The following is a 13,690-nucleotide window of genomic DNA, read 5'->3' as shown; positions in this document are numbered from 1 at the left end:
TGTTAAGAGTGTGCCTCACCGGTAAGTCCGGTGAAGCACATTTTTCTTAGGGTTCGGGTGAGGAATTAATAAAGCGGGTTTTTCCATCAGACAGCTGGTCAAACATAATAAATCCGCCTTCGCTGCCACCTACACCAATATAGAGACGATCATTGGCATCATTAAGAGCCATGGAGCGTAAGCCTGCGACATAAGATTTAAAGTACAGGCTGTTGGTATTCAGAGAGAATTTACCAATCCGTTTAATCCTTCCTTCATCAGAGATTGTGAAGATTTTCAGGGTACTGCCGGTTAGTAAGAACAACTGTTTGTTATCCTTGTGGAACTTCAGCTGATGTGGGCCAATAAATGATTGCTCATTAAGGGTTGATAATGGTTCTTCTGTCGTCACAGCACCATCTTCTCTTTCCCACACATTCAGTAATGTGCATTCCTTATTTTGATAACAGCCGGAAGCCGCCGCCAGCCAGTGGCCGTCAGGGCTGTACGCAGTAGTCATGGGGCGTTCGAGATTACTTTGCTTCAGCTCATTACAGCGCTGAATTTCGCAACTGTCTTTACTGATAAAACACTCATAAATTTCATCGTTTTTTGCTCCTGCAAAAGCGAAAGCCTGCTCAGGGCTGCTGCTAAGCCCCCAAACACCCGAAGGCATTGGTTCAGCTCTCAGTTCCTCGGGAGGCTGAAGTGGGGTTGTGGAAAAGCGGCTCAGGCTCTGGCCATCGGTATGGGGAGCAATCAGGCAGTTGCCAGAACTATCAAACACCGGGTCGAATTGGTGAATATTGGTATGAACGCCCTGATTATCAGCATATTTTTTGAAGGCTGAGCGCCATTTATTTTTGGGTTTAGACCAGATAATTGTTTCACCGGTTAATCCCAGAGTTGCAAGAGTCTGGGTCTTTTTATCAAAAGCCATCCAGTGGGGTCTGTTTAGAGAACCGTAAGCTCCGCTTCTGAGTAATGGCAGAAGAGGAATACCTTGTTGATTGATATAGAGCTCCTGCAGCTCTTGTTTGTGGAAGTTAATTGCCAGCATGCGCCGGCCAGAGACAATAAGCCGGGTTGTATCAAGGTGGTTCCAGGAACGACGAGGATTCTCTGCCCAGTTGGGAGCATTTTGGGTTCTGTGGGTAATGTACCCAGCGTATCGCCAGCCTGCTGGAATAATTGTGTTATTCCATTCTTGAATGCTGACACCTGTTCCCATAACAGGAACCAGATTGATTTTCTTTACACCGACAACAGCGGTTAATCGACTTCCTTTATAAAACACGTCGTCTTTATAAATCGCCTTCACACTAGCAGGTGGACGACCGTAAACCTTGTAAGGCTCTGGTTGGTGTGCGGGTGGGGTAAAGGTTACAGATAGCCTCAGACATCTTCCTTGAGGGATTATCTCGGTGATTTGAAATACAGCACTGGAATCTCCTGTGATGGAGAATTTCTTTGTGGTTGGCGGTATACGCTCACTGCAGATTTTCAGACTCCGAGTCTCACTTGATCCAGCGGGAACATGGCCAAAATAAATGGAGGCTGGAGAAAGCTTATCATCAGCGGAAAGGAATGCTGAGCCCAGAGTCAGTAAAAGGAGAAAACGTCTGAATTGCATGTCGGGAGCCAGAGTGTAGAAAGCCTGATAGGGCTATCGGCTGCTGTGACTCCCCTCTAAGAGTTTCTTTACCAGATAAATAACAGGCAGGATGCTGTCGCCAGCCCCATAAAGACATTGAACAGGCGCCATTGCCTGGGTGTTTTCATTATTCGCCCCACAAGTGATCCAAACCCGGCCCAGAATGAGATACAGGGAAAACTGACAAACATAAAAATTAGAGCAATAACAAAGGCCGAGTTCCAGTAGTCACCCCCGGAAAGGGAGAATGTTCCAATAGCAGCAATGGACATTACCCAAGCTTTGGGGTTCACAAACTGAAAGCCTGCGGCTTCAAAACAGTTCATTGGTCGATTTGAAGAAGCTTCCACTTGCTCGGGTGGCGCAGATGATGCGATGCGCCAGGCCAGGTAAAGCAGATAAATGCTTGCGACCCATTTCAGGGTTTCCTGAACAAGTGGAAAACGTTGAAAGATCACACCAAGCCCGGCAGCGATGGCAAGAATCAGTACACACATGCCCATGCAAATACCCAGCATGTGAGGGAGGGTGCGCAGGTATCCAAAATTTGCCCCGGACGCCGTCAGCATCATGTTGTTAGGGCCCGGGGTGCCGGTCATCGTGGCGGCAAAAACAGCCACAGAAAGATAAAACTGTAATTCCAAGGCAAACACCTCCGCAGAATGATTACCGATGAGTGTATCGATACAATCTGTTGTTTTATTTTGATTGAGTTGTTTTGTTTCTATTTAATCGACACAATGCACAATAATAGTGAATAAAAATAGCGTCAAAGGTTTTATTGTCACCATGACAATCAATAAGGACAGTTTTAATAACAGCCTGAAGCGATTCCTTGATGATCAAAATGAATCCGGACCAATTTATAAGAGAATTGCTGACGCCATTGCGGCTCATATTTCATCCGGGCAACTGAAAGCAGGCGACAAGCTACCTACTCATCGCTCTCTGGCTGATACTCTGAGTATTACTGTGGGTACAGTGACCCGAGCTTATGCTGAGAGTGAGCGCCGTGGACTGGTAGAGGCAAGAGTTGGCGCTGGAACCTATGTGCGCAACAGTTCTGTACCAGGGTGGTATTTTGCTCAAACTGAGGAAAATAGTGACCAGATTGATTTTGGTTACAACCTGCCGCCTTGTTTTGATCGCAGTGCTATTTTGCAACAGGCTATGAGCAGGTTGTCAGCTGATCCGGGAGCTCTTAATCAGCTGATGTTATATCAGCCGCCCGAAGGCTTTGCGGAACACCGGCAATGTCTGGTCCGGTGGCTGAAAAAGCATAATGTTCTGCTGGATACTGAAAGAGTACGGTTTGCTTCCGGAGCCCAGAATGCCATGCAGCTGGTATTGTCAGCGTTCTGCCGCAATGGTGATACTCTGCTGGTGGAGAAACTCACCTATCCGGGGCTGATTAATCTTGCCCGTCAGCACCATCTCACTCTTAAACCCGTAGATATGGATGAGCAGGGATTAATTCCTGAATCTCTGGACAATGCCTGTAAGCAATATAACCCACGTTTTGTCTATGCCACTCCAACCCTTCAGAATCCGACAACGGTCACCATGGGAGATCAAAGACGAAAAGATATCCTGGAAGTCTGTAAACGTCATGGCGTGTATTTAATCGAAGATGAGGTTAATGGTCTGCAACCTCTGGAGCATACGGAACCTCTAGTGAATATTGATCCCGAGCAGGTTGTGCATATTGGCTCCTTGTCGAAATGTCTTGCTCCTGGTTTAAGAGTCGGGTTTGTGCAGATGCCTGAGGAAATGACTAAACGCCTGACTATGACCATCCAGAACCAGTGCTGGATGGTGAGTCCGTTGCTTATCGGAGTGGCGTGCGAGCTGATGGAAAATGGTGCAGCAGATCAGGCTCTGGAATTCATCCGAAAAGAAATGCAGGAACGTTACCAGCTTGTTCATCAATACCTTGGTGATTTTGGGATACAGGCTCAGACGGGGAGCTTTCATGGCTGGTTACCACTACCGGAATATTGGGGGTTGGGCGGTTTTATGCAGGCCTGTTCAGTTGCCGGGTTAAGTGTTAAATCGGGAGAACTGTTTGTTCCGCCGGGATATTCCGTTCCCCCGGCAGTTCGAATTGCATTCAGTGCACCAACTCATAGAGAGACTATGAAAAAAGGTCTGCAGAATCTAAGAGATCTTCTTCATCAGGTTCCAGAGCCGACGGGTCTTTTGTAGAGCTTACGTTGGCTTGATCTGAGACGGTGCCGGATATTGGTTGAGGTTCCGGCTTGGGAGAAAACTTTATAGCTTGTTTGTACATAGCTTTAAGCTTTTCCTTTTGCGAACTATCCATTTTGATGGACCGATCTATCTCGTGAAAGAGATTTTTCTTTTCTCTATCCAGCAGTGGAGCATCTCTTTCTGTGGTGTTCTTTAAAACAGACGCTGCCGTCGATAAAATGGCATTAGCGGAAGTGCCAATCACCAGCATTGAGCGAATGGTCTCAATACATCCACTTTCTTCAATCAGGTCACCAGGTACTGAGCGAGATTTGAAATAGCAACGTGTACTTTGATGATCCATGGCCGCCCCAAACCCCGCAGAGGCTGACAGATACGAAGGTTTTGTGGTTCTCATTGCTATAGGCTTTGCAGCTATATTGCCCCAGTCCCTGTCTGGGAAGTGCCCGCCATTTCCATTGATATAAGTACCTGGATCGAACTGCAATGCATTCCATGAAGAACCGGGGATGTGCTGGCTAGAAGTTTTTTCCTGTCTAGTAGGATTTCCAGAGCAGGCAGAAGTAGTGTCATAGTTTTTTGGGGGCGAACACATACTGTTAGCTCCTTAATTGTTTTGGTGATTTCTTATAGAGTCCCAGCGGTAAAAAATGCTCATAACCATTGGGTTAGCCCTTTTGTCTTCTAATATGAAACAAGAGAAGGATGCAGGCAGGGATGCTATGTCGAGGCCGGAAGCCCCCAGAGGCGCACCAAATGGTTCTGTTTACCCGCTGAAGCTTTTCAGGATTTTCTGGCCCCTGCTCCGGAGGGCAAAAGTGGCCGGAGAAAAACCACCTTTGTTGAGGTTGTCGAGTCAATACCATCACCAGAGTCGAGCGCGACTGGGGATGTTGAAGATGACCCATCTGAATCCTCCCCTTTGACCAGTGCTGCTTGTTCAGAAAGTCTTAAAAATATTTACCGGTGCCGAACTGTAGCTGTTTCAATTGCGCAATAGATTTGCATCCAGAAGCTGGAGCCTTAACATCTCACAGGTTTCTCATTAACTTGTGACTCTATGACTGTGTTGAAATCACAAATTACCTCTTCGCTTGCCTGGACTGGTGTTGTTCTTGCCAGCGGTCAGTCTTCTCGAATGGGGGAAGATAAAGCCATGCTGTTGTGGGGAGAAAAGCCCCTTTATAAACATATGGAAGAAACCCTGAAGGTTGCCGGGGCTGATAACGTGTTGGTGAACCGTCCGGGGGAGTCGCTTAACTCTGTTGTTGATATCTATCCTGGACGCGGACCACTTTCAGGTATTCATGCTGCGTTGAAAGTTTGTAAAACACCGGCGCTTCTTATTATCCCGGTGGATATGCCATTGCTTCGACCAGAGCATTTAATACAACTGGCTGATAAGTTTGATGGCTCCCACCCTGTGCAATACCTGGACTATTCTCTGCCACTGTTATTGCCGGTTAATCAGGACGTAATGCAAGCTGTTGAGGCGGCTATTACCAGCGAAAATCGTCGTAATTATGCGTTGTGGCGGTTGTTTGAAAAGCTGGGAGGTGTTTCTTTACCTAAGCCTGATAATCATCAGGATTGTTTTTCCAATACCAACACTCCGGAAGAGTGGCAGGCTTGTTTAAGTGGAGAGAATTAAGCTCTCCACATCTGCAGCTTCTTAATGAACGGGCTGCTCTTTCTGTTCAGGCTGTTCTTTCTTTTCGTCTTTGATGGCATGGAACTGAGTTAATACTTCATGAAGCAGCTGAACTTTATGCATCAGTTGTTTCAGGGACTCTACGTAAGCAGCGTCATCCACCTTTAAAAGCTCGGTCATCTCATTGGCCACTTCCACCATATAGGGCAGAAAGCGGTCCGAATTTGCGGTGAAAGGGGAATCTTTCTGGAAGATGGCTGAGAACTTTCCCTTATTCTGCTTTTTCAGCATCTCCAGCTGCTCGTCTGCGCCCTGAGCCAGAGGGTAGAGCCCCTTCAGGCTATCAGTGATTTTGTTCACGACAGCTTCGCGGGTGGATTGGCTGATACCGGTTTCGGTGGGTTGAGACATAAGGAACTCGTTGATGTGTACAGGCAATAAAACAGGAAGGAATTATAGCGAAGCCCGATGGTAATTAAGAGAGGGCTTATGTAGAGAAATGTGGAGAGCTATAACTCTATGATATTTAAAGAGTAAATAAGAGGGTTGAGGTTGTACTACCATAAATTGGATAGGTAACTCTCAGGGCAGGGAGCAATATGGATAAGGATTTTTCTCAAGGAAGAAAGCGAAGTAACACCGTGACAGGGGGGAAAGGATTTACCCTCATTGAACTGATGGTGGCAGTGGCTGTAGTGGGAATACTTGCGGCTATGGCTATCACGCAATATACCGTTTACAGCAGCCGGGCGAAATTTACTGAAGTTATTAATTTGGCTGAAGGTTATAAGAAAGAGGCTTACGAACATTTCTCTGTACATGGAACTGTTATCGATAACCGCAAAGATTCAATCAACTCAGAATATGTAAGAGATATAGAGTTTTGGAAGCACCCTAACGGTGGCCAGTACATGCATGTCTATCCCCAGGATTTTTATGAGGGGTGGAATTCTGATCAGGCAATTATTTTCAGTGGACGATTCGATAGAGATAGCAATATTGCCTGGAATTGCTGCCAGCATTCCGGATACCGGGTGATACCTGATAAATATCTCCCCAGAGATTGTCAGGACGTTTGCCCCGACTAGCCTTTAAGTTCGCGCTTCTCTTTTGATGTTGTTGGGCGATAGCTGTTCAGCAGGTTGCCCAATAACATCACAATCCCGCCAATCAATAATGAAATATTAATATCTTCGCTATACAGCCATGCACCTAACACAGACATGGTTGGCAGGCGTAAAAAATCCAGAGTTAAAACAGTTGTTACTTCTGCACACTGCATAGCTCTGGTCATACAGTAATGAGCTGACAGTGCGGAAACACCTACAACAACGATCCATGGCAGTTGGATCAAGGTGGGCCATGTCCAGTCCGGCAGGGAGAAGACTAATCCTACAGGTAGTTGAACAACGCACATAAATAACACTACAGTGGCAACGCTTTCTGATGAGGTAAGAGCCTTGGTGGATGAGTGAGCCATTGCGTAAAAGAGCGCTGAAGCCAGCATGATCAGTGTTGATGTTTGAATCACTTCAATACCGGGTTTCACAATAATCAGCACACCGATAAACCCTAAGGTAATGGACGCAATTTTGCGGGGCGTGAGCTGCTCTTTAAGAAACAGGGCCGCAATAATCGCCGTCCAAATTGGTACAGTAAATTCGATTGCTACAACCTCTGCTAGTGGTAGCAGAGCGATACCCAGAAACCAGCAATACTGGCCGACAAAGTGGGTCAGATTTCTTACAAGGTGAAGCTTTAAACGCTGTGTGCGCAGAATATTGAAAAGCTGAAACCGAAATACCAGCCCCATAATTACCAAGCCAACCACACTACGGAAGAACAGAATTTCAATGGTTGAAAGGTGGTCACTTAATTCTCTGGCTCCCACCGCCATGAGGCAGAAAGAGGCGATTGTGCCGACCATCCAGTTTGCAGCATTCACAAAATATTATCCTGGAGCGATATCAGTATGCAGTTTCAGATGACTAGCTTACGCTCCGAATAAACCTGTTAACAGCAGCAATGAAGAACAAACCCTCAGAATGAGGTGCTCATTTTTTGCCAATAACAATGGTGGAAATATCAATAACATTGGCAGCTCCGGGCGTTATCTGAAGAACCGGAGCTGGCGTGTAGGGCTTTTCCTCTTTACCAACACTCTCAGTTAATCGTGAAAAAATGGCTAAGGCATTAGGGTTTGGCTTTTTAGGATGAGGCTTCAGATAAAGTTCCAGACTTGTGCCGTCACCCAAATCAATAAAGAGTTCGCCGTTGCAATCAATGAATTGTTTTTCGCCATTCTCGTTCAGGGTGTAGGCTTTCAGGGACATAGAACTCTCCATTTGAATTAACCAGGACAGTTATAGAGTAGACCCGGTAAAAAGCCGGGTCTTTTTGATGCAGAGACTTAATTATTTAAAGAATTTCGTAACTGTGGGTAATTGTGATGTTAGGCTGCAACATCAGGCATACATGGCAATACTTTTGAATCGCATTGTTCGCAGCGGTGGTGATCTGGGAACCGGATACCGAATCGGCCTTAACAATAAAGTGAAGGTTGGCACTCTTATAAAGCCGGGGGCTGGCGTCGGTTAATTCGTAGGACACCTGATTGGTAAAGCTTTCAATCTTAACTCCCTGCTCCTGCAAGCCCGTGACTACATCGGTAGCACTGCAGCTGCCCAGAGCGGAAAGTAGAATTTCGGTCGGGCAGGGGGCGTTAACATTTTCTGCATCGGCAGAAAGCTGGAATCCTTTTTCTGTGGTAATTGTGAACTCACAGTCCTTGGTCCAGCAAACCTCAATACTCATAAAAACAACGTAATATTTGGTGAAAAGGAGCTGGATATTACCAAATAGGTTTACTGTGTACCGGAATTATTCAACCAAGTCTTCGGGCCAGGATTCGTAATGAATAGCCGCCTCTAGGCTTCGGCGTGGCAGCCAACCCCGTTTCTCCAGTTCTGGCTTTTCATGAAACTGGCTGACATACCCCACACACAGGTAAGCGATGATATCGATACTGTCGGGAATGTTCAGTGCGGTGCGCAGTACATGATCATGAATAATACTGACCCAGCCAACCCCAAGATTTTCAGCCCGGGCAGCCAGCCACAGGTTTTGTATGGCACAGACCGAACTGTACAAATCCATTTCTGGCTTGATAGTGCGTCCTAATACAACAGGGCCATTTCTGGAGCGATCGCAGGTTACACAGATTCCCAAAGGCGCTTCGAGAATACCTTCCAGTTTAAGGGCGTTATATTGTTGTTTCCGCTCGTCATCAAACATTTCAGCAGATTCTTCATGTGCCTGCTGGAACCCTTCCTTAATTGCCTGTTTAGTGGACGGGCCCTGAACAACAATAAAATCCCACGGCTGCATAAAGCCGACACTGGGCGCATGGTGTGCAGCTTTCAGAATGCGTTTTAAAACATCTTCCGGAACAGGTTTATTGAGAAACTCTCCCCGAACGTCGCGCCGGGAAAAAATAGTTTTATAGAGAGCATCTCTTTCGGATTCAGTAATAGTCATAAGCGTTATGTCTGTGGGGAGAACTCGCTGAGATCAAGAGTGAGACTGTCTCCCAGCCAGTAGGCGAACTCAGTGTGATCTTTAAAGTCATCGCCGGTCAGGGCATGAACCAGAATGCTGAGATCTTCCCGGTTTTTATCCAGCCAGGGAACAAGATCATCAAAGCTCTTGTGTGAAAATGTGATCTGGCAACTCCACTGAGGGTGCGGGCCAACGAGCTTTTGGTGAACACGCCCAACTTTTAAACCGAAGAGTCTGCCAGCTTCAAGGCAAAGCGTTTCTGCGAATTCCAAAGTCTGCTTATCAAAATAAACATGGGCGTGATAAGCCTTATGGCAATTAACAGGGCGTTTAACAGTGTTCATCGAGACCTCATTGCTCAGTATCCCGGCGAACCTTATTCCTCAAACTCCCCACTTTCAATCCAGGTCAGTACACTTTTCCATAAGTTTTCTTTCAGGCTGTCTCGGAAGAATCCGGTATGGGCAACGGCCTTTACTCCAAGGTTTGCAGGGCTCAGAATTTTTAAGGAAGGGTTAGCACCGGAGAAGAAGCGCAACAAATATTCAATATTGGTTTCAGGCGCAAGATTATCATCGCTAAAACCAAGAGAAAGAATATCGCCCTTAATATTTTGGTAATGGCTTGTGTCCAGATTAAACACATCCTGAAACAGGTAATCCTGCTTGGTCATCCATCGGGACCACTGACTGATGTAAGGTGAGGGAATAGGCTGGTTGCCCAGCCCCAATGACTTGGTTGGAAACTGTTTGGTAAAGCCAGCAATAAGTGGGAACAGAACTTTGGCAGCAAACAGGATTTTTAAATTCTCCGGGGCTGGCCAGCGCTTCCAGTAGGGAGCCGATGAAGCAACAAACACCATCTTCTTCAACTCTTTTGCTGAAGGTGCGAGGCCGAGCAACTGCCCGCCAATACTGTGTCCAACAAGATAAGTGGGAAGGTTTTTGGTGAGGGCGAACTGGATAACAGTTTCAATATCCTGGGTGCCCCAGTCAGAAAGGTTCAACGCTGAGGCGTTTGATGAACTTCTGTTCTGGCCAGTGTTGCGGTAATCAAATGTGATTGCGTGAAAACCACTTTCCACCAGAAAGTCTGCAAAACGCTGGTAGTAGGTTTGGGAAACTCCAATGGCACTGGCGATGATCACAGTGCCTTTGGGATTTGCTGACGGATGAAAGTTTATCAACAGTGGATAATTGTCTTCACACGCAACTGTCTGTTGTTCTGACATGATCAAGCAAGCCTCTTTCTTATTGGTCTATATCGGCTTATTAGACGATGGACGGTTATTCTAAGACAGAACGGGAAAGGCTGTAGATACTTATTTCATTACCGTGAAAATCGAAGTTTCTGGAAAAGGTCTGGCCAATTCTTTCAGATACTTTTATTGAAGGGAGATTGTCCGGGAAGATAAGGCTGATAAGTTCATCGTTATCCGTATTCTCGAAACCCCACTTTACTGCTGCTTTGGCGGCTTCTGTCGCATAGCCTTTGCCCCAGTGGTTTGGGGCGAGTCCCCAGCCTACTTCAGTGCTTGGCCAGCCTTCAGGTTCAAAAAGGCCTGCACGGCCAACCAGTTCTCCGGTAGCTTTTTCTTCAAGAGCCCAGAAACCAAAACCTCTTAACTGCCAGTGGCCAACAACCATCGCCATACTGCGCCAGGCATCTTCCCTGCTTATGGGCTTTTGTGAGCCAATATATCTCATGAATTCCGGGTTGGCGCACCACTGTGCGTAAGCTGGAAAATCAGCTTCACGAAAACCTCTGAGAATTAAGCGATCCGTCTCTATCTGGGGAATGTCCATGAAATCAAATTACGCCGTTTGGTTGCGGGGCGGTTATGTTGCCTATCTGAAGGTTATTGTGTTGTGGTGCAAATCAATAATGCATCATCATATTTTAAATTTGTTGGGGTGGGGCCAGATTTCTTCTTCTGGTTTATCAAATTGAATCAGTTCAACCAGATCTCTTCCATCCAGAATGAACGCAACAGTGACACCTTCAGCAGGGCTTTCCGGCCCGAGAATAACCTCTTTTCCCTGAATTGCGTCCTGAAGATTATTAACGGTAAAGGCGACGTGCGGCTGGGTTTTGATAATGTCTGGCAAATCGTTGGATGAAGGGTAATTCATCCACTCAATGCCGTAGGGGGATTCAAAATAGCCGGTTGCGTAGAAGTTTAATTGCTTGTTATAGCAATCGTCGGGTAACGGCTCTTTAGTTGGAATACCAACATGGTGGAACTTGAGTTCCTGCATGAGGTTGTCTCTGACACTGGGTTTTATTCAGTGTAGGAGATTTATGCACTAACCCCTTTTCCTGAACGGTGGAGGTCTGTGATTACTGCTTTCAGCGCACGGTCAAACAACATGCCATCATCCAGCTGCTTTAGTTCGCCATTACGTAGAGTCTTAGCCAACTCATAACGGTTGTTTTCAGCAACCTTCATACCTGTGCGATTCACAAAGATATATTTTCCAGTAGCTTTTAGTACAGCGGCAAGGCGGCAGCGGAATCTGCGGTCAGGGCCCTGCATCTCGAACCAGCTCCCAGCTACGAGCTTATCAACCTGTTTCAGGAACGGGTCATTCTCGTCTACTTCTGGAGTTTCGTCTTGAACGGGCTTCAGATTTTCTGGAATCTCTGGAACAGAATGGAAGCTGTCAGGTGTTGTACCGAACTCCGAGGAATTATCAATTTCTGAAATATCAATAACAGTAGCGGAAGCAGGTTCTCCATGGGCTCTAGCCTTCGCAGCTTTCTCGTTGGCCTGCGCTGCTTTTACCCGCTCAATATACACTGCCTTCAGAGCTTTGAACTGGTCGGCTCTCTGGAAAGGGTCAAAGGAAATGCTCTCCAGTCCAGCTTTTAATCGAGCACCAATCTGTGGGCTGATCTTCTGTAATCTGGCACGATTGGCCTGGTTCATCGGAGCAGTAACACTCCAGATAAGTTCATGAACTGTTTTCAGCTGCACTTTCCATTCCGCGCTCTTGGTGCCTTTGTTCAGTGCAGTCAGGAACATTACGTTCTGCCAGCCCTGCTCGAGAATGGCGAGGGCAGCTTGTGGAACATTCTTGTCACCAATCAGGTGGGTAATGGTACTTTTTACAATATTTCGAACAGCATCAGCCTTGGCCTGCTTTTGCTCAGCATCAAGCATGCGTTGTTCAAGGCGGTCTGAACGACGCTGTTCCTGAGAGTTGAACAGAGTGAAGTCTGCCAGCAGGTCGTCAAAAATACTGGCATCCATATCAAAGTCGTTCAGAAGATACTGAACAATATCTTCCATCTTTCCCAGCAGCTTGTCTTTACTACCACCGCTTTCCTGCCACCCGAGAGCGGCTGTAGCCATTTCGTTTAGCAGACGGCGGGCTGAATGACCTTTTTTACTGAAGAAAGTGTGATCATTAAGAGCGACTTTTATCAATGGAATCTGCATACGCCCCAACACAGCCTTCATGGGGGCGGGTAAAGTGCGGTCATCCAGAATAAACTCAAACAGCATACCTACCAGATTGATAACATCATTTTCATCCTGCTTCATATCCAGAGATTGATTCTGAGACTGAATCAATTCCTGCATTTGTACACGAGGACTGGGTGATGCCTGCAGCTGTGGCTGATTCTGTTGGAGCTGAGAAAGAATTTTCATCAGCTCCGTTGAGCTGACAGAATTTTCATTTGGTTGCGGCTGGCTGGCAGTCACCAGCTGGCGAATAGCCTGTGGCAATTCTTGCTCAGGAATATTGGCTATGCGACCTGCTTCCTGGTCATAAATAGGCTGCTGGTTGCTTGCCTGGGATTGTTGCCGGGTTTGTGATTCCTGCAAATCCTGCTTCAGGGAAGGAAGCACATTTTGTTCGGTCAGTAATGAGTTACTGGCTTCACAAAGAGTATCCAGTTTGGCGACAACAGTTCTTTCAAACAATTTGAACAGTGTAATCCGGCCCTTGATATCGCAGTCCAGTGCTTTGGTGGACTTGATAAAAGCACCGCAGATGCTTTCTGGAGCCAGAGGGTTGTTCTTTTGATAAACCTTAATGGGCAGGAGGCTATCTAGGCGCAGGGTCAGATGCTGTAAAGCTTCACCGCAACGTTCGTTACCCAGAGCGATCATGGCGTTGAGGGCAACTTGTTCTTCCAGTTCATCATTTTCCACAATCGCGAGATCATCAACGGACCATTGGCCAGATGCTGTTTCATTCTTTTCTTGAGGGGGAATGCCCAGATGATCAAAGGCCGCGCTGAGGGTTTGCTCCATATCTTCAAGAACGGCGCTTTTCTGAACCCTGATTTCCCGCATCAGTTCAAAATAGAGGTTGTGGTTATCACCATCTGAACTCTTATTGGACAGTTCAAAAAAGTGATCGTCTGCCTTCTGGAAAAACGTATTAAGAGAAGTTTTCAGCCCCTGCCAGCTGGTATCCCGAAGCTTTTTAACAGTTTCAGGCAATTTCACCTCAGGTCTGCTCTGAGGGGCAGACTGCTGAGATCGCTCTCTTTTGGCTAAAGATATGACGTTTTCTGCTGCAGACATTGGAAGTCTCCGCTCTGACCACTTATCTCAACCGAATCCTGCTTACGCCTCAGAGTGAGGATCCTGCTAAAGCGGAGTAATTAAAGTGGCATGTTTT

The 13,690-nt window shown here is 46.6% G+C and carries 16 protein-coding genes; 3 read left to right on the top strand and 13 right to left on the bottom strand.

Annotated features, from left to right (window positions below; translation table 11 throughout):
- Positions 1 to 46 precede the first annotated feature (46 nt).
- Entirely contained in the window at positions 47 to 1,612 is a 1,566-nt protein-coding gene (locus ACY2RR_RS01335) for a hypothetical protein (protein WP_490106330.1), read from the bottom strand.
- Between the two features lie 68 nt (positions 1,613 to 1,680).
- On the bottom strand, positions 1,681 to 2,277 hold the full coding sequence (locus ACY2RR_RS01330; protein WP_490106329.1) for a LysE family translocator: 597 nt from the start codon (positions 2,275 to 2,277) through the stop codon (positions 1,681 to 1,683).
- 145 nt (positions 2,278 to 2,422) lie between these two features.
- Here ACY2RR_RS01330 and ACY2RR_RS01325 point away from each other — a divergent pair, with 145 nt between their 5' ends.
- A complete protein-coding gene (locus ACY2RR_RS01325) occupies positions 2,423 to 3,838 on the top strand; it encodes an aminotransferase-like domain-containing protein (RefSeq protein WP_490106328.1) in 1,416 nt (471 codons plus the stop codon).
- Here ACY2RR_RS01325 and ACY2RR_RS01320 read toward each other — a convergent pair.
- Positions 3,768 to 4,439, bottom strand: coding sequence for a hypothetical protein (locus tag ACY2RR_RS01320; RefSeq protein WP_490106327.1), 672 nt, complete (start codon positions 4,437 to 4,439; stop codon positions 3,768 to 3,770). The two genes, ACY2RR_RS01325 and ACY2RR_RS01320, sit on opposite strands and share 71 nt — an antisense overlap.
- A gap of 465 nt (positions 4,440 to 4,904) precedes the next feature.
- Here ACY2RR_RS01320 and mobA point away from each other — a divergent pair, with 465 nt between their 5' ends.
- On the top strand, positions 4,905 to 5,495 hold the full coding sequence (mobA, locus tag ACY2RR_RS01315) for a molybdenum cofactor guanylyltransferase (protein WP_490106326.1): 591 nt from the start codon (positions 4,905 to 4,907) through the stop codon (positions 5,493 to 5,495).
- A 21-nt stretch (positions 5,496 to 5,516) separates the two neighbouring features.
- Here mobA and ACY2RR_RS01310 read toward each other — a convergent pair whose 3' ends face one another.
- Positions 5,517 to 5,906, bottom strand: a complete 390-nt coding sequence (locus ACY2RR_RS01310; protein ID WP_490106325.1) for a hypothetical protein — start codon at positions 5,904 to 5,906, stop codon at positions 5,517 to 5,519.
- Positions 5,907 to 6,094: 188 nt separating this feature from the next.
- On the opposite strand from ACY2RR_RS01310, the gene ACY2RR_RS01305 reads away from it, so the two are divergent.
- Positions 6,095 to 6,583 carry a pilin gene (locus ACY2RR_RS01305; protein ID WP_490106324.1) on the top strand — a complete coding sequence of 163 codons (489 nt, stop codon included), beginning with the start codon at positions 6,095 to 6,097 and terminating at the stop codon, positions 6,581 to 6,583.
- Here the strand turns inward: ACY2RR_RS01305 and ACY2RR_RS01300 are convergent.
- The 9 genes from ACY2RR_RS01300 to ACY2RR_RS01260 all read right to left on the bottom strand — a co-directional run bounded on the left by ACY2RR_RS01300 (position 6,580) and on the right by ACY2RR_RS01260 (position 13,593).
- Positions 6,580 to 7,440 (bottom strand): DMT family transporter, encoded by an 861-nt coding sequence (locus ACY2RR_RS01300; RefSeq protein WP_490106323.1) that lies wholly within the window; start codon positions 7,438 to 7,440, stop codon positions 6,580 to 6,582. The two genes, ACY2RR_RS01305 and ACY2RR_RS01300, sit on opposite strands and share 4 nt — an antisense overlap.
- Before the next feature lie 109 nt (positions 7,441 to 7,549).
- Positions 7,550 to 7,828 carry a hypothetical protein gene (locus ACY2RR_RS01295; protein WP_490106322.1) on the bottom strand — a complete coding sequence of 93 codons (279 nt, stop codon included), beginning with the start codon at positions 7,826 to 7,828 and terminating at the stop codon, positions 7,550 to 7,552.
- A gap of 85 nt (positions 7,829 to 7,913) precedes the next feature.
- Positions 7,914 to 8,309: an OsmC family protein gene (locus ACY2RR_RS01290; protein WP_490106321.1), complete on the bottom strand. Its 396-nt coding sequence runs from the start codon at positions 8,307 to 8,309 to the stop codon at positions 7,914 to 7,916.
- Between the two features lie 66 nt (positions 8,310 to 8,375).
- A complete protein-coding gene (gene bluB / locus ACY2RR_RS01285; RefSeq protein WP_490106320.1) occupies positions 8,376 to 9,032 on the bottom strand; it encodes a 5,6-dimethylbenzimidazole synthase in 657 nt (218 codons plus the stop codon).
- 5 nt (positions 9,033 to 9,037) lie between these two features.
- Positions 9,038 to 9,397: a DOPA 4,5-dioxygenase family protein gene (locus tag ACY2RR_RS01280; protein WP_490106319.1), complete on the bottom strand. Its 360-nt coding sequence runs from the start codon at positions 9,395 to 9,397 to the stop codon at positions 9,038 to 9,040.
- A 32-nt stretch (positions 9,398 to 9,429) separates the two neighbouring features.
- Positions 9,430 to 10,284 (bottom strand): alpha/beta hydrolase family protein, encoded by an 855-nt coding sequence (locus tag ACY2RR_RS01275; RefSeq protein ID WP_490106318.1) that lies wholly within the window; start codon positions 10,282 to 10,284, stop codon positions 9,430 to 9,432.
- A 55-nt stretch (positions 10,285 to 10,339) separates the two neighbouring features.
- Positions 10,340 to 10,858 (bottom strand): GNAT family N-acetyltransferase, encoded by a 519-nt coding sequence (locus tag ACY2RR_RS01270; protein ID WP_490106317.1) that lies wholly within the window; start codon positions 10,856 to 10,858, stop codon positions 10,340 to 10,342.
- An 87-nt stretch (positions 10,859 to 10,945) separates the two neighbouring features.
- Positions 10,946 to 11,311 carry a hypothetical protein gene (locus ACY2RR_RS01265; protein ID WP_490106316.1) on the bottom strand — a complete coding sequence of 122 codons (366 nt, stop codon included), beginning with the start codon at positions 11,309 to 11,311 and terminating at the stop codon, positions 10,946 to 10,948.
- 41 nt (positions 11,312 to 11,352) lie between these two features.
- Entirely contained in the window at positions 11,353 to 13,593 is a 2,241-nt protein-coding gene (locus ACY2RR_RS01260; protein ID WP_490106315.1) for a DUF1631 domain-containing protein, read from the bottom strand.
- Between the last annotated feature and the right edge of the window lie 97 nt (positions 13,594 to 13,690).

The organism is Parendozoicomonas sp. 2304DJ65-17 (assembly GCF_058148445.1).
This window is presented reverse-complemented; position numbering and strand designations above follow the sequence as displayed.

Excerpts from the sequence above, each read along its gene's own strand:
- ACY2RR_RS01305 (WP_490106324.1), top strand. The coding sequence starts at position 6,095 with ATGGATAAGGATTTTTCTCAAGGAAGAAAGCGAAGTAACACCGTGACA.
- ACY2RR_RS01270 (WP_490106317.1), bottom strand. The coding sequence starts at position 10,858 with ATGGACATTCCCCAGATAGAGACGGATCGCTTAATTCTCAGAGGTTTT.
- ACY2RR_RS01265 (WP_490106316.1), bottom strand. The coding sequence starts at position 11,311 with ATGCAGGAACTCAAGTTCCACCATGTTGGTATTCCAACTAAAGAGCCG.
- ACY2RR_RS01295 (WP_490106322.1), bottom strand. The coding sequence starts at position 7,828 with ATGTCCCTGAAAGCCTACACCCTGAACGAGAATGGCGAAAAACAATTC.
- ACY2RR_RS01325 (WP_490106328.1), top strand. The coding sequence starts at position 2,423 with ATGACAATCAATAAGGACAGTTTTAATAACAGCCTGAAGCGATTCCTT.
- ACY2RR_RS01320 (WP_490106327.1), bottom strand. The coding sequence starts at position 4,439 with ATGTGTTCGCCCCCAAAAAACTATGACACTACTTCTGCCTGCTCTGGA.
- ACY2RR_RS01290 (WP_490106321.1), bottom strand. The coding sequence starts at position 8,309 with ATGAGTATTGAGGTTTGCTGGACCAAGGACTGTGAGTTCACAATTACC.
- mobA (WP_490106326.1), top strand. The coding sequence starts at position 4,905 with ATGACTGTGTTGAAATCACAAATTACCTCTTCGCTTGCCTGGACTGGT.
- bluB (WP_490106320.1), bottom strand. The coding sequence starts at position 9,032 with ATGACTATTACTGAATCCGAAAGAGATGCTCTCTATAAAACTATTTTT.
- ACY2RR_RS01275 (WP_490106318.1), bottom strand. The coding sequence starts at position 10,284 with ATGTCAGAACAACAGACAGTTGCGTGTGAAGACAATTATCCACTGTTG.
- ACY2RR_RS01310 (WP_490106325.1), bottom strand. The coding sequence starts at position 5,906 with ATGTCTCAACCCACCGAAACCGGTATCAGCCAATCCACCCGCGAAGCT.
- ACY2RR_RS01335 (WP_490106330.1), bottom strand. The coding sequence starts at position 1,612 with ATGCAATTCAGACGTTTTCTCCTTTTACTGACTCTGGGCTCAGCATTC.
- ACY2RR_RS01260 (WP_490106315.1), bottom strand. The coding sequence starts at position 13,593 with ATGTCTGCAGCAGAAAACGTCATATCTTTAGCCAAAAGAGAGCGATCT.
- ACY2RR_RS01280 (WP_490106319.1), bottom strand. The coding sequence starts at position 9,397 with ATGAACACTGTTAAACGCCCTGTTAATTGCCATAAGGCTTATCACGCC.